Origin of the sequence: Streptomyces sp. NBC_00454, from assembly GCF_041434015.1 — a bacterium.
In the GTDB taxonomy this organism is placed as follows: Bacteria; Actinomycetota; Actinomycetes; order Streptomycetales; family Streptomycetaceae; genus Streptomyces.
In genome coordinates, this window is record NZ_CP107907.1 from 704,006 (window position 1) to 724,979 (window position 20,974).

Below are 20,974 nucleotides of genomic sequence, written 5' to 3' on the forward strand. Positions count from 1 at the left end.
GCGACTTGGGGATCGGCCCGGGGATCGCCCCTGTCATCTCGGGGATCGACCCGGGCATCGGCTCAGGGATCTGCCCGGGATCGGAATCGGGATCGGAATCGGGCTTCGAAGGGCGGTCGTTGCCGGGCGCGGCAGCTGCGGTCATGGGTCGGCACTCCGTACGGGCAAGCGGGCAGACGGGCGGGCAGGCGGGCGGGCCGAGGACCTCCACCCGGCGGGCAGGCGCCGCCGGGCAGGCCCGTACGCGGGCCCGGCACGGCAGCTCGGAGCGCCGGAGGTCGCGCCTCCCCCGGCATCCGCACTGTCGTTCCCATCCCGAACCTTGTCCGGGATTTCCCCTCCGGTCCACCCCCGTCCACGCACGCGTGCTCCCGGACCGGTGAAACCTCCCGGCCTGGCAGAAACGATCGGGGTGACCCTGGCGAACCGTTCCGGCAAGGCCTCCGGAGCATCAGTGCCCTCCCCACGGCCCACCGCGGCCTCACCCACACGCACGGGCGCGGGACGGGGCAGGGCCGCCCGTGCGGCATGGTGGTCCGATGCAGTTACGCCGGGTCCTGCCCCTCTCCCTCTTCGCGCTGCTCGCGAGCGCCGGCTGCGTATCGGTCGGCCCGCAGGCTTCCGACGGGCCCGCGCATGCCTCCGTACCGCCCGCAGACGCGCCCGATACCGCCGCTGCGGACGGTTCTGCCGAAGCCGGGGCACCGACCGGAGCGGCCGGACCGGCCGGACCAGGAGGTCCGGTCAACGCGTCCGATCCGCACGGGCTGCCCCTGGGCCGGCTCCCTGCCCCCACCGCGCCCACGGCCGGCGCCGGTCCGGGGGCGTCGGGCCCCGATCCCGCCCGCCGGTCCGCGAACGCAGCCCGCAAGGGGGCCGAGCACCGTTCGAAGCCCGCCGCCCCGCGCCACCCCCATCCCCCCAAGACCGCGCCCGCCCGGACCGGACGACAGCCGGCCCCGCCGCCCGGCCTGGACGAGTTGTGCGCCGCCGCGGAGGGTTCCGTACCGCCGTCCATCGTGGACCTCTGCCTTCGCCAGTCCGGCCGCTGACCTGCAAGGACACCTGGATATTCTGGTCGGGCTTGACCCTCACACCGTGTCAGGGCCTCCACTGGAAGGCGTCATGTTCACCATCGGAGACTTCGCCAAGCACGGCCGGGTGTCGGTCCGCATGCTGCGTCACTACGACGCCCTCGGACTGCTGCGCCCGGCCCGTGTCGACCCCGCCAGCGGCTACCGCTACTACGAGGCCGGGCAGCTCGCCCGCCTCAACCGTGTCATCGCGCTCAAGGAGCTCGGCTTCAGCCTGGACCAGGTGGGGTCGATACTCGACGAGCTCGTGGGCTCGGAGGAGCTGCGCGGCATGCTGCGGCTGCGGCGGGCGGAACTGGAGTCGGCCATGGCCGCTGCGGCGGCCCGGCTGGCCCAGGTCGAGACGAGGCTCCGGATCATCGAGAACGAGGGAACCATGTCTTCCATCGACATCGTCGTGAAGAGCCTTCCGCCCGTCCGCCTCGCCGAACTGAGCGGGGTCGCGGCCAGCTACGAGCCCGGGGACATCACCCCCGTCATCGGCCCGCTCTACGACGAGCTGTGCCGCCGCATCGAGGACGCCGGGGTGACGCCCACCGCACCGGGCATCGCGTACTACGAGGACGCCGGGGACGCGGCGCGTCCCGGCGCCGTCCTGGTCCACGCCGGGCTGCCGGTGGCGGCCGACGTCCGGGCCGGGGACCTCGGGGGCGAGGTACGGATCGTCGTGCTGCCCGCCGTCGAACGGGCCGCGACGGTCGTGCACCGGGGTTCGATGGACTCCGTGCTGCCGACCGCACAGGCCCTGGCCCAGTGGATCGACGCGAACGGGGAGCGCTCGTCCGGGTACGCCCGCGAACTGACGCTGGCCTGCCCCGAGGACCGCGACCAGTGGGTCACGGAGCTCCAGGAGCCGCTCGGCGTCTGACGCTCCCGACCGACGGGCCCGCACGGCCCACCCGGCCCACGGGCCTCGGTAGGCTCCGCTGATGCAGCGCGTACTCGTGGTCGGCATCAGCGGAGCCGGCAAGTCCACCCTGGCGCGGGAGCTGGGTCGGCGTTTCGGGCTGCCGTACCACGAAATGGACGCCCTCCACTTCGCCGGGCCGGGATGGGCCGTCAGCCCCTCCTACGCCGCCGACGCGGCCCGGATCGCGGCGGGCGAGCGGTGGGTCCTCGACTCGTACGGGCCCGAAGGCGTACGCGAACTGCTGTGGCGGCGGGCCGACACGGTGGTGTGGCTCGACCATCCCCGGCACGTCGTCATGCGACGGGTCCTGCTGCGCTCGCTGCGCCGCAGCCTGCTGCGGGAGCGGCTGTTCGGCGGCAACCGGGAGCGGTGGCGCGAGTGGCTGCGCGCCGACCATCCCGCGTGGTGGGCCTGGTCGCGCCACGGGTCCCGGCGCGCGGAGATCGCCCTGCTGGCCGGTGACGCGCGGTTCGCCCCGCTGCGGGTGGTCCGGCTGCGCTCCCCGGCGGCCGCCGATGCCTGGCTGCGGGCTCAGCGACCGGCCGGGCGGCGGCCGCACACGTAGGCGCAGCCCCGTACGGTGCCCCGGACCGTACCCCGTCGGGCCGTCCGCAGGCGGCGCATCGTGTCGTGGCCGCGCCGGCGCCACTCGGCCCGGGGCAGCCCGGCTCGCTGGCCGCCGCCGGTGATCAGGGCGTTGACGGGGGCGTGGGCGTCGGCGGCGAGCCCCTTGGCGACCAGAACCCCGACCACGAGCGGAACCAGGGCCACGGCCAGCGCCGAACCGGCGCTGGTCACGTGCTGCTGCACGCGCGGGCGGTTCGCGGTACGCGCGGTGGCAGTGGCGGCGGAGGCGGTCTCGAAGGTCATGTCCCCATTCGATCAGCGGGGGCACGCCGGGGAATCGGGGCGGATACTCAGGCTGTTAGGTGCGAGGTACTCAGACGCGGAGCACGGGCTCACGGGCCCCACCGGCCCACGGCCCACGGCCCACGAACTCACGGACTCACGGACTGAACGACCAAGGGGGCAGGGCCAAGTGACCACACCCGGGCAGAGCTTCGAACCGGCGAGCGGCGACGGCCCGCCACCACCCGAAGTGGGGCGGGCGGCGGAGCTCCGTACCGCGTACGAGGGGCTGTTGCAGATCCGCCGACTGGTCAACGGTCCGGCGGGCGCCGCGGTTCCCGCCCCCTGGGAGCTGCGCCTGATGCCGCGCGCGGTGGCCCTCGTACTGGAGGCGGCGGGGATCCCCGCGTCGGCACAGGATCCGCAGGACCCGCAGGATCCCCAGGACGCCGAGGGCCGGCGCATCCGTACCGGATACCGGGTGGGTCCGGCCGCATCCGGGGAGGGCCGCGTGGAGGTGACCTGGCTCGGCCCGCCGGGCGGCGGCGCGGCCGAGGAGGAACAGGAACGCCTGACGGCCTGCGCGGCGGTGCTCGAACCGCTGGGATGGGTCTGCCTGCTGTACCGCGGCCCGCGCCGGCGTCGTTTCCTGGAGGTGGAGCCGCCGCCCGCCTCCTGACGGGGCGGCCGAAATTCGGTACCCCTGCGCGGTAACGCAGGGGCACACTCACCCGATGGGCATGCTCGACGTACAAGCAGACCGCGTCCGCGAGGGCGCGACGGTGGAGTTCCGGCCGACGGGAACCTCGATGGTCCCGCTCGTCCGCAGCCGCCAACGCGTCCGCGTGGCCCCGGCCGACCCCGCCCTCCTCGAACCCGGGGACATCGTCCTGGCCCGGGTCTCCGGCACTGTGTACCTGCACCTGGTGACGGCGGTGGACGCACCGCGGCGCCGCGTCCAGATCTCCAACAACCGCGGCCACGTCAACGGATGGACCAGCCACGACCGCGTCTTCGGCATCTGCCTCACGGTGGACGACGTACCTCGCCCCGGCGCGCTCGCCAAGGTCCGCGCGGCCGGCACGGCCTGACGCCGCACTAGGCCGTCTCACCGATCCGCCGCAGGGCTTCCCGTGCGGCCCCGAGCAGCCGTTCGTCCTCCCGCATGTCCTCGTCCTCGTCGCCGGTGTACTCGGGCACTCGGACGCGCCCCTCCGTCACGGCGGTCAGCGCGGGTACGGTCCGGGCCGCCGCAGGGCCCATTCCGGCCAGGATCCGGCAGGCGTGGAGGTTGAGTTCACCGCTCCCGGAACGGCTCAGGAGTACGTCGAGGAGGGTCCCGGCCGCCTCGTCGGCCTCGTCCCCCTCCGCCTCCTCCCCCGCGTGCCGCCACAGGGCGGCGAGCAGCCGCGGGTGCGCGTGCGGCCCGTCGGCGGTCTTCTCCCGGAGGTACGCCACGTGGCCGGGCTCCAGCCCGCCGTGCCCGGCCAGCCACTCCAGGAGGTTCGCGGCCGTCGCGACTTCGCGCGGGCTGTCGCCCAGCCGCGCGAAGGCCTCCTCGGCCCGTCGGCGCTCCCCGGAGATCCGGATCAGCGCCATGGTCGTGAGCCCGGCCCGTTCCCCTCGCCCCTCCGCGGCCAGGGCTTCGAGCAGGGGCAGTGCGGGAGCCGCCGCCGGGCCGATCTGCCCGAGCAGGAAGACCAGTTGCGTCAGCCGTACGGGGCGGGGGCCGGGCCTCGGGCGGGGGTCCGGGCCGTCATCGGCCCGGGCCACCGAGCCCAGCAGCCGGACGAGCTGCGGTACGGCGGGGGCCGAGGCCGCTCCGCACGCGGCCAGCACGTCGAGCGCCCGGACGTTCCCCTCCTCCCCGCACCGGTCGAGGAGCTCCGTGGCCGCCGCGACGAGCGCGGCGAGGTCCGTACCGGGTACGGCGGCCAGCCCTCGGACGGCCTCCCCGACCCCTCGCCCGCGCCCTCCCTCCCGCACCATCCGACACAGCTCGGGCAACGCTCGTACGTCCCCGATCCTGGAGAGCGCGAGGGCGGCCGTCTCGCGGCGGGAGCCTCCCCGGGACTCCCGGCCGGGCTCGGCCGGCGCGACCGATGCCGTCAGCTCCGCCGCCAGCTCCTCCCGGCACAGCCGGGTGGCCTCCAGCGAGGCCCCGAGGACCGCGAGGGCCCCCGCCCCGGCCTCCGGGTCGCTCAGCAGCGGCCGCAGGTGCGGCGCGAGTGCCGCCGGGGCCGTCCGCCAGTGGCGCAGTGCCACCCCGGCCATGTCCACGGCGGCCTGCCTGGCCACCGGCGTCGGACGGGCCGCGAGCATCGCGACCCGGGCGTAGCAGGCGCTCTCGGCATCGGAGCGCCGCGCGGCCAGCCCCCACAGGGTGCCGATCCGCCACTCCAGCCGGCCCCCGGCACGGCCGATCCGCATCCCGGCGGCGTCCAGGTCCGCGAGTACCGCGGGGCTGTCCGGGGCCGGGGCCACGCGCAGCCTGACCGCCGGATCGGAGTCGGTGCGCAGCCGCTCAACTACTCCATCGAACCCTTCGAGGCGCCCTGCGCCCCTCACCAGCAGGGCCTCGGCGAGGGCGAGCCGCGCCACCGGATCCAGCGGGACCGGACCGTCCACCAGTCCGGTCAGCAGTTCCACGGCCCGGCCCCGGTCCGCCTCGGCCAGCAGCCAGGCGGCCGCTCGCCGTACCGTCTCTTCGGGATCCGACAGCCGGGCCAGCGAGGCCCCGGCCGCCGCGGGCCAGTCGGGGGTGCAGGACGCCAGGTCGGTGAACAGCCGCAGCGCCAACAGTCGTACGCCGGCACGCGCATCGGCGGTCAGGCAGGCGAGCCGGGCCGCCTCCGGGCCACTGCGGTCGCACTCGACGGCCTTGAAGACCGAGCTCCGCGCCTCCCAGAGGGCGGGGTTGCCCGGATCCTCGCGCACGGCCTCCGCGAGCCAGGCGTCAACACGGTCGGCCGGGCCGCAGGGGCCCGGCGGTCGGGGGCTCACAGCCCCGGGCGCAGTACGCCCTTTCGCATCGTCATGCGGAGATCATCACCGGACCGGCGGACCCTGCGCAACCGGATTGGAAACACCTCCCGTAGCAACGACGCCCGACCCCTACGGGAAGTCCCGACCGCTCAGTCCGGGTAGCGCAGCAGCCGCAGCGCGTTGGCGACGACCACGAGGGTGGAGCCCTCGTGGACCAGGACCGCCGGGCCGATGCCCAGGCCCATCGCGGTGGCCGGGACCAGGACCGCCACGATGCCCAGGTTCAGCCGGAGGTTCTGCCGGATGATCCGGCTCGCCCGGCGGCTGAGGCCGGAGCGGCGGTTCCCCGCCGGACGAGGGCGGTGCGCGGGGCGAGCGCCCAGCGCTTCGATGGAGCGGCGGGCTCGGCCCATGGCGTAGCCCTCCAGGGCGTGGCCGAGGCTGAAGAGGACCAGCAGGACGGCGCCGCGGTCGCCGAGGTATGCAGGGCCTGGCCTCACCGGCCCGGATCCACATCCTCGCCTGTCTGCTCCAATCCCCCTGCCCGGTCGGCGAGTTGACCGAGGACCTCACCCTCGGCCAACCCACCGTCTCCCACCACCTGCGGCTCCTGCGCCACGTCGGCCTCGTGACCGGCAGGCGCGCCAGGCGCGACGGGCGCAGCGTGGTCTACGCACTCCACGACGCGCACGTCGCTGCCCTGCTCCAGCAGGTACTGGCACACGTCCACCACGGCGACCGGGCGTAAACGGCGGCCGCTGCACGCGGCCCCGGACCCGCCCCGGAGGGGGCGCTCACCGGTACGGGTCGGTGACCTCGCGGAGCCGGGTGAGGGCGCTGCGCAGTTGCCGCGTGCCCTGCGCGCCGAGGTGGCGGGTCCACTCCCCCTCGACCCGGGCCTCCGCCGCCCGCGCGACGGCCACGGCGGCCTCGCCGCGGGGCGCGATGCGGACCAGCCGGGCGCGGGCGTCGGTCGGATCGGGGGTGCGGTGGACGTAGCCGGCCCGCTCCAGCTGTTCGACGAGGAAACCCGCGGTCTGCTTGGTGATCCGGGCCTGTTCCGCCAGGTCCGTGACCCGGGTGCCGTCCGGTCCGATGCGCGCGAAGACGCGGCCCTGGGCGACGGTGAGATCGTCGTAGCCAGCCGCCGCGAGGGCGTCGAAGACGCCTGATTCCATGGCCCGGTAGGCGATGAAGCACAGCAGTCCCAGGTTGAGTTCGCCCTCGTCCCCGGCCATCTCGCACCACCCTTGACCCGGTCAGCCCCTCTGACCAATATTAGACAGAGAGCCTGACCAAATCCCACTGCGCGGAACGGCGTCAGCAGGAGCAGGAGATCGATCGACATGACCGGCACGGTCCGAATGAACCCCGACGACGTATGGCGGACCATCGACAGCGAGCGGCTCTCCCTGGCCGACCTCCTGGACGACCTGAGCCCGGCGGAATGGGAGACCCCGTCCCTCTGCGCGGGGTGGCGGGTGCGTGAGGTCGTAGCCCATCTCACCCTGGCCCACCTGGGCCTCTTCCCGGCACTGGTGGCCACCGTCCGGGCCCGGGGCAGCTTCGACCGCATGATCCACGACACCGCCGTACGGGAATCCGTGCGCCCGGTCCCGGAGTACGCTCCCCGGCTGCGCGCGATGGCCGGATCCCGCCGCAAGGCACCGGGCGTGACCCTCCTGGAACCGATGCTCGACATCCTGGTGCACGGGCAGGACATCACCGTCCCCCTGGGCCGCACCCGCGCGATGCCCACCGAGGCGGCCGCGACCGCCGCGCAGCGGGCCTGGTCGATGGGGTTCCCGTTCCACGCCCGGCGGCGGCTGGCGGGCTTCCGCCTGGCGGCCACGGACTGCGACTGGTCGGCCGCCGGCTCCGGCGGCGGCCCCGGCGGCAACGGGGATCAGCTGGTGGAGGGCCCGGTCTCCGCGCTCCTGCTGCTGCTGACCGGTCGGCACTCCGCGGCGCTGCCCCTGCTGTCGGGGCCGGGCCTGCCCGCGCTCGGCGAGCGGCTCGGCGGCACGAAGGCGCCGCGGACATGAAGCGGCGTACCCAGAAGCGGCTCTCCCGCGCCCTCGTCGCGGCCGCCGCGCTCGGCCCCGATGCCCGCGTCATCGCCCTGCTGCGGGCGGGAGCCGACCCCGACGCACGGGACCCGGAGGGCACGACAGCCCTGTACGCGGCAGCCGTGCGGGGCGCCCCCGACTCCGTACGCCGACTCCTCGCGCACGGCGCCGATCCCGACGCCGAGAGCGGCGGCCCGACGGACGGGACGCCGCTGTGCGCGGCCGCGTCCTGGGGAGAGACCGAAACGGTACGCGCGCTGCTCGCGCACGGGGCCGATCCGGGCCTGCGCGAGGACGGCGGCAGCGGGCTGTCACCGCTGGAGTGGGCGAGGCGCGGAAACCACGAGGAAGCCGCAGGAATCCTCCTCCGGGCGACCCGGGACGCACCCACCGGGGACCGGTCCAACGGCTGACGCAGGACGGTGGGGGGAGAGAGCGGACGGATGGGGAGGGAAGGAGACGGCCCAGGCCGGATCGGGGGGCGAGGACGGAAGACGCAGAACCGGATCTCACGATTGCCGCCCCACCCGGGGCCGCGCCCTCTACCGTGCCCTGGGGGGACGGCGCGGGACCGAAGGGGTGGGGCGGGATGGACGAAGAAGAAGACATGCGGCTGGCGAGGATGACGCCGGAGATCTCACGCCGCACCCTGGGCCTGCTCCGCGGGCTCGCCGGGCTCGAACCGCCGGAGCAGGTGCCCGAGGAAGCGATGATCACCGCCGACGAGATCCTCGCCGAGTTCGGCACGGACGGGCTCCGCGTACTGGTGATGACGCTGGCGGCCTGGGCGACGGCGCAGATCGAGAACGTCGCGGAGCTGAGCAGCCGCAGCCACGAGGCGGTCCTCGACGCCATGGAGCTGGCCTGCCTGGAAGCCGGCGCGGAGGACTAGCGGAGCACTAGCGGAGGACTAGCGGAGGACTAGGAGGCGCCCTGGAGCCCCCGGGAGCCCACGCAGTAGCAGCCCGTTCCGACCGGAGGGGTTTGTTCCGGGCCCAACGGGTTCATCCTCCCGACACCGAGCTTCGAATCGGCCCTGCGTCGGCGACACTGGGGGGAGCGGGGGGTCCCGATCGGAGGCCGTCGTGAGCACACCTTCCCCCATCCGGATCGCTGCCGTCCTGTCCACCGAGCACCGTGGACGGCTCATGTCCCACGCCCGTGAGGTCAATTTCCGCGAGGGTGCGCGGATCTTCGACGAGGGCACCCGGGCGGAATCCTTCTGGATCGTGCGCTCCGGCACGGTGACGCTGGAGATCCCCGTACCCGGCCGCCGCCCCACCCCCATCGAGAGCCTGGGCCCCGGCGAGCTGGTGGGCTGGTCGTGGCTGTTCGCGCCGTACGTGTGGCAGTTGGGCGCCGAGGCGATGACGCCGGTGCGGGCCTACGAGTTCGACGCCACGACCGTCCGCATGCTCATGGACGCCGATCCGGCCTTCGGTTCCGCCGTCGGCCACTGGGTCGGCCGCGTCCTGGCCCTGCGGCTCCACCAGACCCGCACCCGCCTCCTCGACCTGTACGCCCCGCGCGCCGCCGCGAGCTGACGCGTACGAGGAATGCCGAGGAGTGCCGTCAGTGAGCCGTCAGTGAGCCGTCAACGCGAGGGGGCGATCGGCAGGCTGTCGCTGTACCCGTTGACCGGTCGGTCGATCTTCTCGACCGTACTGGCGTCCAGTTCGGCCGGGGCGGACTGCGTGCCGAGCGTGCCGCCGGGGTGCCAGGTGCCGGTGACCGAGACCCAGGTGTCGGCGGGCAGGGAGGGCGCGCCGTGGACGCGGACCTTTACGGACTGCGCGTCCGCGGCGCAGCACGAGATGAGGATCCGGGTGAGGTACCAGCCGTCATGTCCTTGACCGAGCGTGACCAGGCCGCTCATCTGGACCGTCCGCCCGTTGATGGCCTGGGTGCTGTCCTGCTGCACCCGTCGCGTGAACTGCGTGAGGGTCATCGGCAGCGGTGAGGTGGCGGGCAGCGCCTCGAAGCTCTGCTGCTCCGTGACGACGACCTTGGCGGTCTCGCGGGAGGCGGTGTACGAGCCGAGGGCGGGCGGGGCGTACACGAGCAGGCTCAGGGCGGGCAGGAACAGCAGCCAGGCCACCCGGGGGACGCTGGAATGGTCGTGACCGTGGCCGTGTGCGGGTACGGGCGCGGGCGCCGGCTGGACCGTGCCGTGGGGCTCGTCGCCGCCGGCGGCCGCGTGTTCGTGGGGCTTCGTGGCCCTGCGCCGTGCGATCGGTCCGCGGTGGGACCAGACGTCCGCCGTCGCGAGCACCAGCAGCAGGACACCGGAGACGATCAGTACGGGCCGCATGCCCGGTTTGACGTAGCTCAGGCACAGGTCGGTGAACAGCGAGACGTGCAGCAGGCCGGAGCCGATGAGGAGCAGCAGGAACGCCTGCGCCGACCGTTTCACAGCAGCACTCCTCCGATCAGGACGCTGGACAGCACCGCCACGACGGTCGTGGCGGTGGAGAAGCGGACGGCGAAGGGCCGGCCGAACGTGCCCGCCTGCAGGGCGATGAGTTTCAGGTCGACCATCGGGCCGACCACCATGAACGCCAGCCGCGCCGTGGGCGAGAAGCCGGTGAGCGAGGCCGCCACGAAGGCGTCGGCTTCGGAGCACACCGCGAGGACGACGGCGAGGGCCGCCAGGAAGAGCACGGACAGCCAGGGCGAGCCGGAGACCACGTCGAGGACCGAACGCGGGACCGCCACGTTGAAGGTGGCCGCCGCCATCGCTCCGAGGACCAGGAATCCCCCGGCGTGCAGGAAGTCGTGCTGGAAACCGAGCCGGAACTCGCTCCAGCGGCTGCGCCCCGTCTGATGACCGGTGTACCGCGCGACAGGACGCAGCCACTCCTCGCGGCCCAGCCAGAGCCAGAGCCAGCCCATCGCCGCGGCGGTGGCGAGCGAGGCGAGGAGCCGGGCCAGCACCATGGCGGGGCTGCCGGGAAAGGCGATGGCCGTGGCGGTCAGTACGACGGGGTTGATGGCGGGGGCGGACAGCAGGAAGGCGAAGGCCGCGGCCGGGGTGACTCCTCGGCCGATCAGGCTGTTGGCGACCGGGACCGACGCGCATTCGCAGCCGGGCAGGACCACGCCGGCCAGGCCGGCGACCGGGACGGCGAGCGCCGGCCGCTTGGGCAGTATCCGGGTGAACACGCCCTCGGGCACGAAGGCGTTGATGGCGCCGGACAGCGCCGTGCCGAGCAGCAGGAACGGCAGCGCCTGCACGATGACGGCGAGACAGACGGTCCGCCAGGCCTGCACCGCCGCCGCGTCCAGCCATCCGGCGCCGACCAGGATCACGACACCGCAGACGGCCATCGCCATGGCCCACAGGTACACCCAGCCGGGGACCGGTTCGCGGACGGAGGCGCCGTCGGATGAGGCGGCGGCCCCAGCAACTTCAGCCATCTTCTGCACGCCATCTCCGCATGTCCGAACGTCGGACCGGAATATAGCCGGTGCCGGGCCGGGAGGACCGACTGCCCCCTCGTCCGCGACCTCCTCCGCGACCTCGTCCGCGATCCGCCGTCCGGCCACGACCCACACGCGAATACCCGGATTACCGAGCGTGTTCGGCCGATTCCGCCGGGCGTTGCCCCACAGGTCAGCGCCCGGACACCGCTGCGGTCTGCGGTCATGCGTGCGCGTTCGGTGACGAGAAGTAGAGGTGCGAACGGGCGTTCCGCTTCCGCATGGGCAAGACTCCCGTCCGTTATCCGACGCAACGACGCGAGGAGTGTTCGACATGCGGTCCATCACCAGGAGTCTGGGGCTTTCGTCCGCCGCCATGGGGCTCGCCGCCCTCACCGCCCTGGCCGGGTCCGGCGCGGCCGGCGCCGCACCGACCGGCACCGAAGTCCTCTACGCACCGTCCGCACTCGTCCTGACCGTCACGGACGGAACCGACGCCGCCGCCGGTACGGTGCTGCGCGCGGCCACCCTCACCTGCGCGCCCCGGCCCAGCGGGACGCACCCGGCTGCGGCCGCCGCCTGCGCCGAGTTACGGGCCAACGGACCCGAGCTCGACGCACTCGCCGAGCCCCGCGCGGACGCGGCGTGTACCAGGGAGTGGGCCCCCGTGACGGTGACGGCCGACGGGGTGTGGCAGGGCCGGCACCTGAGCTACTCCTACACCTACGCCAACTCGTGCGGGCTGCGGAACAGCACGGGCCTGCTGTTCGGCATCTGACCCCGCGCCCGAGCCGGGCCCCGCTCACGACCCGGCCCGCCGCCCCGCCCCGCCCCGCCCCGCTCCGGCCGGCCCCGCTCCGGCCCGCCCCGCCCCCGTCAGCCCAGTTCGAGGCTGGTCACGCCGTACATGCCGGTCAGGTCCACGTCCGGTTCCTGGCCGGTGTACATCCGGGCCGCCTCGAAGGTCGGGTTAAGTCCCAGGCCGGCCAGCAGGGCCGTGGCGCGCGGGTGGGCGTCCGGTACGTCCACGGCGACCACCCCGTCCGGGGCGTGCTCCGCGAGCCGCAGCAGCAGGGCCGAAGCCACCGCCGGGGAGGCGGCGTAGAGCGGGCCGACCCGCGAAGCGCCGCTGCACGGCCGGATCACGCCGAGCCCTTCGATCCGGCCGTCCCGGACGGCGGCGAGGGCGGTCCGGCCCGGCAGCCCGATCCAGGCGGCGAGGAAGGCGTCACGGGGCGCGGGGAAGAACCTGCGGTCGTAGGCGGCGAGCTGCCCGAAGGGCACGGTGGCCGCGTCCACGATCTCCACCCCGGAGGCGGTCGTGGACGCCTTCCCGGGATCCGCCCCGTCCACCGGAGCGGCGGCGGCGCGCGGCGCCCCTTCGTGGCGGACGTTGTTCCAGGCCGAGCGGAAACCGGACTTGCGGTAGTTGTCCTGCTGCTCGACCACCCCGTCCAGCCCGACGAGCCTCCCGTCGAGCCGCTGCATTCCGGCCTTCCACAGCCGCATGCCGTAGCCCTGGCCGCGGACTTCGGGGCGGGCGATGTAGAAGCCGATGAAGCCGAAGCCCTCCCCGTACCGAACGGCCGAGATGCAGGCGACGGGCTCCCCGCCGAGCCGGCCGACGAGGAAGCCGGCCGGGTCGGCCACGGTGAACGCGAACCGGTCGGAGTCCCCCGGGTTCCAGCCCTCCTCGTCGGCCCAGTCCCGGATCAGCGCCATGTCCGCGGCGCTCGCGCCGTTGATCTCGAATCCCGTCATGTCCGGTGTTGTACCAGATGCGAAGGGCGTGTGCAGCCCTGCCTAACCGGCCGTCAGGAGGCGTGCGAACGCCGCCGGATCGGCCTGCCGGTGCAGATCGCTCACCTGTCCGTCCCCGACCTCGACCACCCGCCAGACCCCGTCCGCGCGCAGGGCGAGGTCGGTGGTGACGAAGGGGCAGTCCAGGGCCGCCACGGCGGCCCGTACCGGGCCGAGCTCCGGCGGCGAGAACTCCGCGTGCGAGCTGTCGGGGTGGGCGGTCAGCAGCCGGGGTTCGCCGCCGCGCCACCACACCCGTACCTCGGTGGCCGCGTCCCCGACCGCCGTGAACTGCTCGAAGGCGCGCAGCACCACTCCTCCCGCGAGGTCCTCGCCCTGGAGTTCGACGAAGCGGCTCACCACCCGGTGGACGGCGGCCCGGTCGGCGAGGTCGGGGAGGTGGCAGGCCTCGGCCCACTGGTGTTTGCGGGACTTGACGTAGTCCTTGACGATGCCGGAACGGGCCGGGAGGGCCGCGGCGAGTTCCGCGAGCTGCGCCGGGTCGGGGGTCTTCCCGGGTGCGGTCGCCAGCCAGCCGCTGGGCGGGGTGAGCCCGGCGAACGCCTCGTACCAGCCCGGCAGTTCGTGGGCGCGCCGGTACGCCTCGGGACTGACGCGCAGGGCGCCGCCGCGCTCGCGCAGGGCCGCGGCGAGCTCGGCGTACCGCCGCACCGGGATCATCCAGCCCCGGTACCAGAGCTCCCCCGCCCCGGCGGGCACCCTGGCCACGGCCCGTTCCGCATCTCCGGCGAGCAGCGCGTCGTGGTCGATGAGCGCGGTGGCGGCTCCGGCGGCGCGCAGCGCGCCGGCCTCGGCCGCGAAGTGGGAGTCGACCCGGCGTTCGTTCAGCGGATCGGAGCAGTAAAGGACGGTGGTCGCCATGCCGGCCACCCTACGGAGCTTCGCGCGACCCCCGTACGATTTTCGGTGCGGGGACCACGGATCCGGCGTGCCCCGGAGTGAGGAAGGGCGCATCCATGCTCGGAGCGGGCGATCTGGTGGCGGGCTGGCGGAAGGGCGGCGTCGAGGAGGGCATGGCGCTGATGGTGCACGCGTCCCTGTCCAGCCTCGGGCGGGTGAATGGCGGAGCCGCCGCGGTGGTGGCGAGCCTGCGCGAGGCGGTGGGCCCCTCCGGGACGGTGGCCGTACCCGCGTTCACCTGGGAGGTGGCCGATCCGGACCCGGAGCACGTGGGTGTGCCCGGCCCCGAGGTCGCGGCGCGGCGGGCGGCGGTGCCGCTGTTCCACCCGGGGCTGGCGGTCACGCGCGCGCTGGGCTCCGTACCGGAGGCCCTGCGGGCCCTGCCCGACAGCGTGCGCAGCGGACATCCGCAGGCTTCGGTGGCGGCGGTGGGTGCCCGGGCGGAGGAGGTCACGGCTAGCCAGTCGCTCGGCTTCGCGCTGGGCCGGACCTCGCCGTTCGGCCGGCTGCACGATCTGGGTGCCCACATCCTGCTGATCGGCGTCGGCCACAACCGCAACTCCTTCCTCCACTACGTCGAGTCCCTCGCCCCGCGGCCACGGCTGAGGGTGCGGAGGTTCCCGATGGAGGTGGCCGGGGAGCGGGTCTGGGTCGAGACTCCCGACGTCGGCAACGACAACGACACGCACTTCCCGGTGGTGGGCGCGGAGTTCGAGCGTCACGCGGGCATCGCGCAGTCGCGGGTGGGCGGTGCGCCCTGCCGCCTCCTGCCCGTGCCGGCCCTGGTGGACTTCGCGGTCCCCCGGCTCCAGGAGCTGCTGGACGCGGAACGGGCCCCGGCCCAGGTCATCCCGGTCCCAGGCCCGGTCCGGGCCCCGCACCCGCGGCCCTGACGGCCTCAGCGCGGCCGGACGACCACCGGGCAGGTGTTCCACAGCGCCGCCCCGGCCGTGAGCAGCTCCAGCACGCAGGCCCGCTCCGCCGGGGTCCACTCGCCGCACTCGCCCCCGAACAGCTTCTCGTACGCGCTGTCGTGCACCGGCCCCTGCGGGGGCAGCGCGTCGACCGTGCGCAGGCCGCGGGCAAGGTCCTCGAAGAAGTTCCAGGCTCCCAGCACGTCGCCCGCGGGCACGGCGCGGCGGACCGGGTCGGCGAGCCAGCGCTCGGCCCTGACCAGCTCCAGCACGTTGGCCTCGGCCGACACCAGGCGCAGCCCGTGCCGGCGGGTGTAAGGCCCGGCCTGGCGCCCGGTCGTGAACACCGGCACCCGCCACCCGGCCCCGCTCGCGTCCCCGTTCGGGACGGCGAACACCTCGTCGGGCTCTCCGTCGCGCCGGCCCGGCAGCCACAACACCGTCCCGCTGCGCCGCCGCCCCCGCACCCGGTACGGGTAGAGCCCGGGCCGGCTCCGGCGGCCGGTCACGGATCCCGGGGTACCCCCCACGTCTTCCATGCGGTGACCTTATGGCCACGGCCCCCTTCCCCCCTTCCCCGGGCCGGGAGGAAAAGGGATCGCGGCTGGGCCCCCGCGATCTCTAAGGTCACCGCATGGGAAAGCCGCTCGTAGCAGTGTTCAGTGGGGCCGGGATGTCCACCGATTCCGGGATTCCGGACTACCGGGGGCCGCAGGGGCTGTGGCGGCGGGAGCCCGATGCCGAGAAGCTCGTGACCTACGAGTACTACATGGCAGATCCGGAGATCCGGCGGCGGTCCTGGCTCATGCGGGCGGAGATCGGCTCGCTCGGGGCGCAGCCCAATGCCGCGCATCGCGCCGTGGCCGAACTGGAGCGCGGCGGGACCCCGGTGCGCGTGATCACGCAGAACGTGGACGGGCTCCAGCAGCTCGCCGGGATGCCCGCGCGCAAGGTGTTCGAGCTGCACGGCTCGGCCCGGTCCGTGGTCTGCACGGCCTGTCACGCCCGGTCGGGGATGGACGATGCCCTGGCCCGGGTCGCCGCCGGGGAGCCGGATCCCGCCTGCCTCGTGTGCGGCGGGATCCTCAAGGCGGCGACCGTGATGTTCGGCGAGCGGCTGGACCCCGAGGTCCTCGCGCAGGCCGTCGCCGTGGCCAAGGGGTGCCAGGTCTTCGTGGCGGTCGGGTCGACCCTGCAGGTGCAGCCCGCGGCCTCGCTGGCCGGGATGGCCGCGGAGGCCGGGGCCCGGCTGGTCATCGTGAACGCGCAGGAGACCCCGTACGACTCCCTCGCCGACGAGGTGATCCGCGAACCGATCGGCACCGCCCTGCCCGCGCTGCTCCGGCGGATCACCGGAGCCGGGCCGGAGTAGGGCACGGCCGGGAGGCTTTTCCGTGCGATCAGGCTCGGAGCTTCGGGAAGAGGACCGCCGCCACGTGCCGGGTGTCCGCGTACTCGACGACGGAGGAGATCCGGCCGTCGCGGACCTTGAAGATCCCGACGCAGCGGTTGTCGTACGTGCCGCCGTGCACGGTCTGCGCCTTCGAGGTCCACTCGGCGACCACCCGGTCGCCCTCGGCCACCGTGCCGACCAGCTCGATCTCCAGGGTCCCGGGAACGAGGAGCGGGCCCATGCCGCCGAGGAACTCGTCGACGATCGCCTCGCGCCCCCGCCACACCTTCGAGATCGGCAGGTCGCCCGGGTAGTGCCAGGTCGCGTCCTCGGCGAAGCTCCCGTGGACAACAGCGGCGTCGCCGTCGCGGACGGCCTCGACGTAGCGGATGACGACGGCCCTGGGGTCGGTGGTCTCGGTCATGCTCGGAATCCTCTCGCTGGTCGTGGTCGGGAAGACGGCCTCGTCGGCGGTGCCCGGGAACATCCCACCGGTCGGGGCGGTCGCCCGGCCAACCACGGAACTGCCCGGCCGACAACGATCAGTTGTCGGCTATGGTCAGCGGCATGGACCTCGACCTCACGCTGGTCCGTGCGTTCGCCGCGACCGCCGACACGCTGCACTTCGGGCGCGCCGCCGCACGGCTGGGCACCAGCCAGCAGGCGCTGTCGAAGCGCATAGCCCGCCTCGAGTCGCTGCTCTCCGTCCGACTGTTCGAACGCGACGGCGGCACGCGGCTGACCGAGGCCGGTGAGCGGTTCGAGCCCGCCGCCCGCGAGGCCCTCGCAGCCGGCGAGCGCGCGGTCGCGGCGGCGCTGGGCGTCGGGCAGGGCGTCCGGATCGAGGTGTGGGGCCATCTCTACGCGCCGATGCGCACCATCGCGCAGGCTGCGGACGCGCTCGGCGCGGTCCCCTGGGAGCCGGGCCCGGCACGCGACTGGGCATCGGCCGCCGATGCGCTGCTGGCCGGTGACACCGACCTCGGCTTCGGGCGGGTGCACCCGCTGCCCGATGGACGCGACGCGGGCCTCTCCCAGCGGCTCGTGCGCCTGGAGCCCGTCGACGTGGTGGTCGGCGCGTCCCACGAGCTGGCAGGCGCGGACGAACTGCGCCCGGCGGACCTGCGCGACAGCACCCTGTGGTGTCCGGCCGAGCCGACCCGGCTCGATTTCATGCGGCACTTCGCCGACCGGTTCGCCATCACGCGGCGTCGGGGCGGCCCCAATCTGGGCGTCGACCACCTTGTCCGGCACCTTCGTGCCGATGCGGCGTGCTTCACGCTGTTCCCCGCCGACGCGCCGCTTCCCGACGCCGCGGGGCTGCGCTCGATCCCGCTGGTCGCGCCGACCCCCCTGTACGCATGGTCGCTCGCCTGGCGAACGGCCCACCGCCACCCACTGCTCGACACCCTGCTGCGCGGCTTCACCGAAGCGGGCCGCGCCCGGCGCTGGCTGGACTACGCGCCGGAGCGCGACTGGCTCCCGGATGCGGACCGGGCGAAGCTCACGGTCGGCACGTAAGAGACGGCTCAGGCGGCGTCCGCCGCCCGCCGCATCTCCGCCACGTCCAGCTTCTTCATCTTCATCATGGCGGCGGTCGCGCGGGCGGCGCGCTGCGGGTCCGGGTCGGAGATCAGGTCGATGGCCCCGTCCGGGACGACCTGCCAGGACAGTCCGAACCTGTCCTTGACCCAGCCGCAGGCGGATTCCTGGCCGCCGTTGCTCGTCAGCTCGTCGTAGTAGTAGTCGGCCTCGGCGTCGTCGGCGCAGTGGATCTGGAAGGAGACGGCCTCGGTGAAGGGGAACTGCGGGCCGCCGTTGAGGCCGACGAACTTCTGGCCGTTGATCTCGAACTCGACGACCATGACCTCGCCCACCGGTCCGGGACCCGCCTCGTTGTAGCGGGCGATGCGGCCGAGCTTGCCGTCCTTGAAGACGGACAGGTAGTAGTCGGCGGCGGCCTCCGCGTTGCCGTCGAACCACAGACATGTGGTGAACCCGTTGCCTGCCGTGTCGGCCATGACTGCCTCCAGAGTGTGCGCGTACGGACGGGACACGAATGCGTCCCGTACATACAGACCGGCCCGGGGCCCGAAATTCATCGGCGGGACCGGGACCGCTACGTGTCCCGTCCGGATTGCACTCCTGTGGGTTACTCCTCGAACACATGGCCGCCGGGGCGGACGGTGATGGATTCAACCGTCCGCCGCCTCGGCAACGCCGGTCAGACTTCGAGCTCGGACTCGATCTTCTTCAGCTGGTGGCGCGCCATCGCGAGGTTGGCGCGGTTCTTGTCGAGCGCCAGGTAGAGGAAGAGGCCCGAAGAGCCCCTGCCCTTCAGCATCCGGATCAGGTGGTACTGGGTGCCGAGCGTGATCAGGATGTCCTCGATGGACTCGTCCTTGAAGTTGAGCATCTCCATCGTGCGCAGTTTGGCGCGCACCACGTCGGTGTTGCCCGCCGCCGCGACCGTGAGGTCCAGGTCCTTGCCGCCGCCGACGGTGCCGAGCGCCATGCCGCTGGCGTAGTCGACCAGGGCCGCGCCGAGCACGCCGTCGATGGTGGCGGTGGCTTCCTTGAGTGCGGTTTCGATGTTGGCCATGGATCATTCCTCTTTCTGTTCGGCTGTCCTGGGATTCGGTCGGTACGTGGCTGGTCGGTACGTGGCTGGTCGGTACGTGGCTGGTCGGGAGGTGCCCGGTCGGTACGTGGCCCCGCGCGGCCGGGGGCTCGCGGGGTCAGGTGGCCTGGCCCAGGCCCCGGCGGCCGAGGCTGTGGTCGATCAGCTCGGCTATGCGCAGGCTGGAGCGGCGGGCCTCGAGGTGGAGGCGCCCTACGTTGACCCGCTGCTCGGCGGTCAGGGTGAGTACCGCCGCGTCGCCCGCCGCGTAGGTGGCGACGTAGCCTTCCTCCCCGCGCACGAGCAGTTCGCGGAAGCCGCCCTGCCCGGTGCAGTCGCTGAGCCGCTGGGCCACTCCGAGCGCGGCCGCGGTCAGGGCGGCCACCGACTCGGCCTCGGCGGCCGCGCCGTCCTGGGCGAGGACGAACCCGTCGGAACTCGCGGCGAGGGCGCCGGTCAGCTGGGGGACCCGGGAGCGCAGCCGCCGGAGCTCGGCGAGTATCTCGGCCTCGGCTTCGGCGGGCACCGTACTCATGTCGGTCCTTCTCCTCTCGGACTGCCTGCGCTCGGAGCGGTCGGCGCGCAGGACCGGTCGCAGCGGGAGCCTCACAGGCTTGCCTCCAGTGCGTCGCGTAACCGGCGCAGGAGCGCCACGTCCGGGGACTGCGACTGCGTCATCCATTCGGGCAGGGAGGGCTCCGGGACGGGTTCCGGACCCGCCGCCGGTGCGTACGGGGTCTCGACGAGTCCGGCCGCGGCGAGGCGCCGTACGTCGAGCAGGGTGTGGAACGCCGGCCGGCCCAGGACCCACGCGAGATCGGCGGGGGTCCGTACGCCGTCCGCGCGGGCCAGCAGGATCCGCTGCCGGGCGGTGACGGTCTGGCCCGGGGCGGCGGGGCGGGGCACGACCGGGGAGGTGTCGAGCAGCGGGTAGGGCCAGACCGCGTCGAGCAGTTCCCGGCGCCGCCGGGTCTCCCGCTCCACGGCCTCCGCCGGGACCGACCGGACGGAGCCGATCCAGTGCGTGGCCCCGCGGCGGAACCGGGAGGGGCCGCTGCCCGGGGAGAGCGCGAAGAAGGCGGCGTCGAAGATCGCGGCGAGGTGGCAGATCTCCAGTTCGCCGCCCGCCATGCCTCCGCTGTCGACGAGGAAGCGGGCGACCTGGCGGCGGGCGCCGGCCTGGTTCACGGCCTCGGTCCAGCGTTCGGGGGCGAGGCCGCCGCCGGTGGTGAGCAGGACGTCGAGGCCGGGGGTGGCCGGGCTCTCCGCGTGCACGACCCGGCCGTCCTCCAGGAAGAGGGTTCCGCGTTCGCGGAACAGGGCTCCGGTGGCGCGCTCGGCGGCGAGGCGGGTGAGCAGGGGCGAGACGGCGGCCGGGCCGGGGGCGGGGGACGAGGCCGACGGGGCGGCGGTGGCGGTCACTTGAGCACCAGGCCTTCGGCGAGGGTGCGCAGCCGGTGCCGGGCGAGGGCGAGGTTGCCTTCGGCCCGGTCCAGCCACAGGTGCAGGAAGACGCTGCTGTCGAAGCTGGTTTCGACGAAGCGGAGCACGTGGTAGCCGGTCCGGGTCGTGACGATCAGGTCCTCGACGGGCAGCCCGGCCGCCGCGCCTTCGGTGGAGCCGGACGGTGGTTCGGGCAGGGCGAAGGACTCGTACTCGGCGGCGGCCCTCGCCAACTCGGCGGTCTCGGCGGCGGTGGTCTCGTGGTCCCCGACCGGTGAGTCCCCCGCGGTGCCGAGGGCCAGTCCGCTGCTCCAGTCGACCAGCGCGGCCCCCCTCGCACCAGGCAGGGCCATGGCTTCGAGCAGGCATTCGTCGATCCCGGGCACGCGGGCTCCCCTCCCGGCCGGACCGTGCGTGGTGCACGGTCGTACGGCGCGACAGAAGGGAACTTACTCAACTTCCACAGTGCGGAAGGGCGTTCTGGCATTTTCCGCTGGAACATGCGCGGTCGCATGTGACAGCTTGGCCGGAACGCATCGGAATTTGATCATTGGTT

29 protein-coding genes are annotated in these 20,974 nt (G+C 73.9%); 14 read left to right on the forward strand and 15 right to left on the reverse strand.

From position 1 onward, the window contains the following. Positions 1 to 539 precede the first annotated feature (539 nt). The 3 genes from OHU74_RS03245 (at position 540) to OHU74_RS03255 (ending at position 2,569) form a co-directional block, all read left to right on the forward strand. A complete protein-coding gene (locus OHU74_RS03245) occupies positions 540 to 1,052 on the forward strand; it encodes a hypothetical protein (protein ID WP_371614473.1) in 513 nt (170 codons plus the stop codon). A gap of 73 nt (positions 1,053 to 1,125) precedes the next feature. After that, on the forward strand, positions 1,126 to 1,962 hold the full coding sequence (locus tag OHU74_RS03250) for a MerR family transcriptional regulator (protein ID WP_371614474.1): 837 nt from the start codon (positions 1,126 to 1,128) through the stop codon (positions 1,960 to 1,962). 61 nt (positions 1,963 to 2,023) lie between these two features. Further along, a complete protein-coding gene (locus OHU74_RS03255; protein ID WP_330294906.1) occupies positions 2,024 to 2,569 on the forward strand; it encodes an adenylate kinase in 546 nt (181 codons plus the stop codon). On the opposite strand, the gene OHU74_RS03260 is transcribed toward OHU74_RS03255, so the two are convergent. After that, entirely contained in the window at positions 2,536 to 2,874 is a 339-nt protein-coding gene (locus tag OHU74_RS03260) for a hypothetical protein (protein ID WP_371614475.1), read from the reverse strand. The two genes, OHU74_RS03255 and OHU74_RS03260, sit on opposite strands and share 34 nt — an antisense overlap. Positions 2,875 to 3,043: 169 nt before the next feature. Here OHU74_RS03260 and OHU74_RS03265 point away from each other — a divergent pair, with 169 nt between their 5' ends. After that, the gene (locus OHU74_RS03265; RefSeq protein WP_371614476.1) at positions 3,044 to 3,532 is read left to right on the forward strand and encodes a hypothetical protein; all 489 of its coding nucleotides are present in this window, start codon (positions 3,044 to 3,046) and stop codon (positions 3,530 to 3,532) included. A 55-nt stretch (positions 3,533 to 3,587) separates the two neighbouring features. Next, on the forward strand, positions 3,588 to 3,944 hold the full coding sequence (locus OHU74_RS03270) for a S26 family signal peptidase (RefSeq protein ID WP_371614477.1): 357 nt from the start codon (positions 3,588 to 3,590) through the stop codon (positions 3,942 to 3,944). A 7-nt stretch (positions 3,945 to 3,951) separates the two neighbouring features. Here OHU74_RS03270 and OHU74_RS03275 read toward each other — a convergent pair whose 3' ends face one another. Both OHU74_RS03275 and OHU74_RS03280 read right to left on the reverse strand, forming a co-directional pair. Beyond that, complete coding sequence (locus OHU74_RS03275; protein ID WP_371614478.1) at positions 3,952 to 5,790, reverse strand: hypothetical protein; 1,839 nt, start codon at positions 5,788 to 5,790, stop codon at positions 3,952 to 3,954. A 197-nt stretch (positions 5,791 to 5,987) separates the two neighbouring features. Then, a complete protein-coding gene (locus OHU74_RS03280; protein WP_371614479.1) occupies positions 5,988 to 6,338 on the reverse strand; it encodes a hypothetical protein in 351 nt (116 codons plus the stop codon). Between OHU74_RS03280 and OHU74_RS03285 the strand changes: the two genes are divergently transcribed. Next, a complete protein-coding gene (locus OHU74_RS03285; protein ID WP_371614480.1) occupies positions 6,320 to 6,586 on the forward strand; it encodes an ArsR/SmtB family transcription factor in 267 nt (88 codons plus the stop codon). The two genes, OHU74_RS03280 and OHU74_RS03285, sit on opposite strands and share 19 nt — an antisense overlap. A 46-nt stretch (positions 6,587 to 6,632) precedes the next feature. On the opposite strand, the gene OHU74_RS03290 is transcribed toward OHU74_RS03285, so the two are convergent. Beyond that, positions 6,633 to 7,076 (reverse strand): MarR family winged helix-turn-helix transcriptional regulator, encoded by a 444-nt coding sequence (locus OHU74_RS03290; protein WP_371614481.1) that lies wholly within the window; start codon positions 7,074 to 7,076, stop codon positions 6,633 to 6,635. A gap of 108 nt (positions 7,077 to 7,184) precedes the next feature. Between OHU74_RS03290 and OHU74_RS03295 the strand changes: the two genes are divergently transcribed. The 4 genes from OHU74_RS03295 to OHU74_RS03310 all read left to right on the forward strand — a co-directional run bounded on the left by OHU74_RS03295 (position 7,185) and on the right by OHU74_RS03310 (position 9,451). Further along, on the forward strand, positions 7,185 to 7,883 hold the full coding sequence (locus OHU74_RS03295; protein ID WP_371614482.1) for a maleylpyruvate isomerase family mycothiol-dependent enzyme: 699 nt from the start codon (positions 7,185 to 7,187) through the stop codon (positions 7,881 to 7,883). Then, the gene (locus OHU74_RS03300) at positions 7,880 to 8,320 is read left to right on the forward strand and encodes an ankyrin repeat domain-containing protein (RefSeq protein WP_371614483.1); all 441 of its coding nucleotides are present in this window, start codon (positions 7,880 to 7,882) and stop codon (positions 8,318 to 8,320) included. Before OHU74_RS03295 ends, OHU74_RS03300 begins: the two co-directional genes overlap by 4 nt. A 176-nt stretch (positions 8,321 to 8,496) precedes the next feature. After that, positions 8,497 to 8,799, forward strand: coding sequence for a hypothetical protein (locus tag OHU74_RS03305; RefSeq protein WP_371614484.1), 303 nt, complete (start codon positions 8,497 to 8,499; stop codon positions 8,797 to 8,799). 193 nt (positions 8,800 to 8,992) lie between these two features. Beyond that, a complete protein-coding gene (locus OHU74_RS03310; protein WP_371614485.1) occupies positions 8,993 to 9,451 on the forward strand; it encodes a Crp/Fnr family transcriptional regulator in 459 nt (152 codons plus the stop codon). Positions 9,452 to 9,501: 50 nt separating this feature from the next. Here the strand turns inward: OHU74_RS03310 and OHU74_RS03315 are convergent, their stop codons facing one another. Together OHU74_RS03315 and OHU74_RS03320 are read right to left on the reverse strand one after the other, a co-directional pair. Continuing rightward, positions 9,502 to 10,320, reverse strand: coding sequence for a TIGR03943 family protein (locus OHU74_RS03315; protein ID WP_371614486.1), 819 nt, complete (start codon positions 10,318 to 10,320; stop codon positions 9,502 to 9,504). After that, positions 10,317 to 11,240: a permease gene (locus OHU74_RS03320; protein ID WP_371619549.1), complete on the reverse strand. Its 924-nt coding sequence runs from the start codon at positions 11,238 to 11,240 to the stop codon at positions 10,317 to 10,319. Before OHU74_RS03320 ends, OHU74_RS03315 begins: the two co-directional genes overlap by 4 nt. A gap of 421 nt (positions 11,241 to 11,661) precedes the next feature. Between OHU74_RS03320 and OHU74_RS03325 the strand changes: the two genes are divergently transcribed. Beyond that, on the forward strand, positions 11,662 to 12,105 hold the full coding sequence (locus tag OHU74_RS03325; protein ID WP_371614487.1) for a subtilase-type protease inhibitor: 444 nt from the start codon (positions 11,662 to 11,664) through the stop codon (positions 12,103 to 12,105). A 98-nt stretch (positions 12,106 to 12,203) separates the two neighbouring features. Here the strand turns inward: OHU74_RS03325 and OHU74_RS03330 are convergent, their stop codons facing one another. Both OHU74_RS03330 and OHU74_RS03335 read right to left on the reverse strand, forming a co-directional pair. Beyond that, entirely contained in the window at positions 12,204 to 13,088 is an 885-nt protein-coding gene (locus tag OHU74_RS03330; RefSeq protein ID WP_371614488.1) for a GNAT family N-acetyltransferase, read from the reverse strand. Between the two features lie 42 nt (positions 13,089 to 13,130). After that, positions 13,131 to 14,009, reverse strand: a complete 879-nt coding sequence (locus OHU74_RS03335) for an ATP-grasp domain-containing protein (protein WP_371614489.1) — start codon at positions 14,007 to 14,009, stop codon at positions 13,131 to 13,133. A gap of 95 nt (positions 14,010 to 14,104) precedes the next feature. On the opposite strand from OHU74_RS03335, the gene OHU74_RS03340 reads away from it, so the two are divergent. Further along, positions 14,105 to 14,941, forward strand: a complete 837-nt coding sequence (locus OHU74_RS03340) for an aminoglycoside N(3)-acetyltransferase (protein ID WP_371614490.1) — start codon at positions 14,105 to 14,107, stop codon at positions 14,939 to 14,941. 5 nt (positions 14,942 to 14,946) lie between these two features. Here OHU74_RS03340 and OHU74_RS03345 read toward each other — a convergent pair whose 3' ends face one another. Then, positions 14,947 to 15,501, reverse strand: a complete 555-nt coding sequence (locus OHU74_RS03345) for a hypothetical protein (protein WP_371614491.1) — start codon at positions 15,499 to 15,501, stop codon at positions 14,947 to 14,949. Between the two features lie 95 nt (positions 15,502 to 15,596). Here OHU74_RS03345 and OHU74_RS03350 point away from each other — a divergent pair, with 95 nt between their 5' ends. After that, entirely contained in the window at positions 15,597 to 16,334 is a 738-nt protein-coding gene (locus tag OHU74_RS03350; protein ID WP_371614492.1) for an NAD-dependent deacetylase, read from the forward strand. Positions 16,335 to 16,362: 28 nt separating this feature from the next. Here the strand turns inward: OHU74_RS03350 and OHU74_RS03355 are convergent, their stop codons facing one another. Beyond that, positions 16,363 to 16,779, reverse strand: coding sequence for a nuclear transport factor 2 family protein (locus tag OHU74_RS03355; RefSeq protein ID WP_371614493.1), 417 nt, complete (start codon positions 16,777 to 16,779; stop codon positions 16,363 to 16,365). A gap of 143 nt (positions 16,780 to 16,922) precedes the next feature. Between OHU74_RS03355 and OHU74_RS03360 the strand changes: the two genes are divergently transcribed. Then, positions 16,923 to 17,876: a LysR family transcriptional regulator gene (locus tag OHU74_RS03360; RefSeq protein WP_371614494.1), complete on the forward strand. Its 954-nt coding sequence runs from the start codon at positions 16,923 to 16,925 to the stop codon at positions 17,874 to 17,876. 8 nt (positions 17,877 to 17,884) lie between these two features. Here OHU74_RS03360 and OHU74_RS03365 read toward each other — a convergent pair whose 3' ends face one another. From OHU74_RS03365 to OHU74_RS03385, 5 genes are all read right to left on the reverse strand, one after another. Then, a complete protein-coding gene (locus OHU74_RS03365) occupies positions 17,885 to 18,376 on the reverse strand; it encodes a VOC family protein (RefSeq protein ID WP_371614495.1) in 492 nt (163 codons plus the stop codon). Positions 18,377 to 18,579: 203 nt separating this feature from the next. After that, a complete protein-coding gene (locus OHU74_RS03370; protein WP_371614496.1) occupies positions 18,580 to 18,957 on the reverse strand; it encodes a hypothetical protein in 378 nt (125 codons plus the stop codon). Positions 18,958 to 19,093: 136 nt separating this feature from the next. Further along, positions 19,094 to 19,510, reverse strand: a complete 417-nt coding sequence (locus tag OHU74_RS03375) for a roadblock/LC7 domain-containing protein (protein ID WP_330294930.1) — start codon at positions 19,508 to 19,510, stop codon at positions 19,094 to 19,096. Positions 19,511 to 19,581: 71 nt separating this feature from the next. Then, a complete protein-coding gene (locus tag OHU74_RS03380) occupies positions 19,582 to 20,397 on the reverse strand; it encodes a transcriptional regulator (protein WP_371614497.1) in 816 nt (271 codons plus the stop codon). Next, positions 20,394 to 20,804, reverse strand: a complete 411-nt coding sequence (locus tag OHU74_RS03385) for a hypothetical protein (protein ID WP_371614498.1) — start codon at positions 20,802 to 20,804, stop codon at positions 20,394 to 20,396. The genes OHU74_RS03380 and OHU74_RS03385 overlap by 4 nt, the downstream gene beginning before the upstream one ends. Positions 20,805 to 20,974 lie beyond the last annotated feature (170 nt).

Coding starts and splice junctions, on each gene's coding strand:
- OHU74_RS03255 (WP_330294906.1), top strand. CDS start 2,024: ATGCAGCGCGTACTCGTGGTCGGCATCAGCGGAGCCGGCAAGTCCACC.
- OHU74_RS03335 (WP_371614489.1), bottom strand. CDS start 14,009: ATGGCGACCACCGTCCTTTACTGCTCCGATCCGCTGAACGAACGCCGG.
- OHU74_RS03350 (WP_371614492.1), top strand. CDS start 15,597: ATGGGAAAGCCGCTCGTAGCAGTGTTCAGTGGGGCCGGGATGTCCACC.
- OHU74_RS03305 (WP_371614484.1), top strand. CDS start 8,497: ATGGACGAAGAAGAAGACATGCGGCTGGCGAGGATGACGCCGGAGATC.
- OHU74_RS03300 (WP_371614483.1), top strand. CDS start 7,880: ATGAAGCGGCGTACCCAGAAGCGGCTCTCCCGCGCCCTCGTCGCGGCC.
- OHU74_RS03365 (WP_371614495.1), bottom strand. CDS start 18,376: ATGGCCGACACGGCAGGCAACGGGTTCACCACATGTCTGTGGTTCGAC.
- OHU74_RS03295 (WP_371614482.1), top strand. CDS start 7,185: ATGACCGGCACGGTCCGAATGAACCCCGACGACGTATGGCGGACCATC.
- OHU74_RS03260 (WP_371614475.1), bottom strand. CDS start 2,874: ATGACCTTCGAGACCGCCTCCGCCGCCACTGCCACCGCGCGTACCGCG.
- OHU74_RS03290 (WP_371614481.1), bottom strand. CDS start 7,076: ATGGCCGGGGACGAGGGCGAACTCAACCTGGGACTGCTGTGCTTCATC.
- OHU74_RS03245 (WP_371614473.1), top strand. CDS start 540: ATGCAGTTACGCCGGGTCCTGCCCCTCTCCCTCTTCGCGCTGCTCGCG.
- OHU74_RS03370 (WP_371614496.1), bottom strand. CDS start 18,957: ATGGCCAACATCGAAACCGCACTCAAGGAAGCCACCGCCACCATCGAC.
- OHU74_RS03320 (WP_371619549.1), bottom strand. CDS start 11,240: ATGGCGATGGCCGTCTGCGGTGTCGTGATCCTGGTCGGCGCCGGATGG.
- OHU74_RS03285 (WP_371614480.1), top strand. CDS start 6,320: ATGCAGGGCCTGGCCTCACCGGCCCGGATCCACATCCTCGCCTGTCTG.
- OHU74_RS03375 (WP_330294930.1), bottom strand. CDS start 19,510: ATGAGTACGGTGCCCGCCGAAGCCGAGGCCGAGATACTCGCCGAGCTC.
- OHU74_RS03360 (WP_371614494.1), top strand. CDS start 16,923: ATGGACCTCGACCTCACGCTGGTCCGTGCGTTCGCCGCGACCGCCGAC.
- OHU74_RS03355 (WP_371614493.1), bottom strand. CDS start 16,779: ATGACCGAGACCACCGACCCCAGGGCCGTCGTCATCCGCTACGTCGAG.
- OHU74_RS03330 (WP_371614488.1), bottom strand. CDS start 13,088: ATGACGGGATTCGAGATCAACGGCGCGAGCGCCGCGGACATGGCGCTG.
- OHU74_RS03250 (WP_371614474.1), top strand. CDS start 1,126: ATGTTCACCATCGGAGACTTCGCCAAGCACGGCCGGGTGTCGGTCCGC.
- OHU74_RS03345 (WP_371614491.1), bottom strand. CDS start 15,501: ATGGAAGACGTGGGGGGTACCCCGGGATCCGTGACCGGCCGCCGGAGC.
- OHU74_RS03270 (WP_371614477.1), top strand. CDS start 3,588: ATGGGCATGCTCGACGTACAAGCAGACCGCGTCCGCGAGGGCGCGACG.
- OHU74_RS03325 (WP_371614487.1), top strand. CDS start 11,662: ATGCGGTCCATCACCAGGAGTCTGGGGCTTTCGTCCGCCGCCATGGGG.
- OHU74_RS03340 (WP_371614490.1), top strand. CDS start 14,105: ATGCTCGGAGCGGGCGATCTGGTGGCGGGCTGGCGGAAGGGCGGCGTC.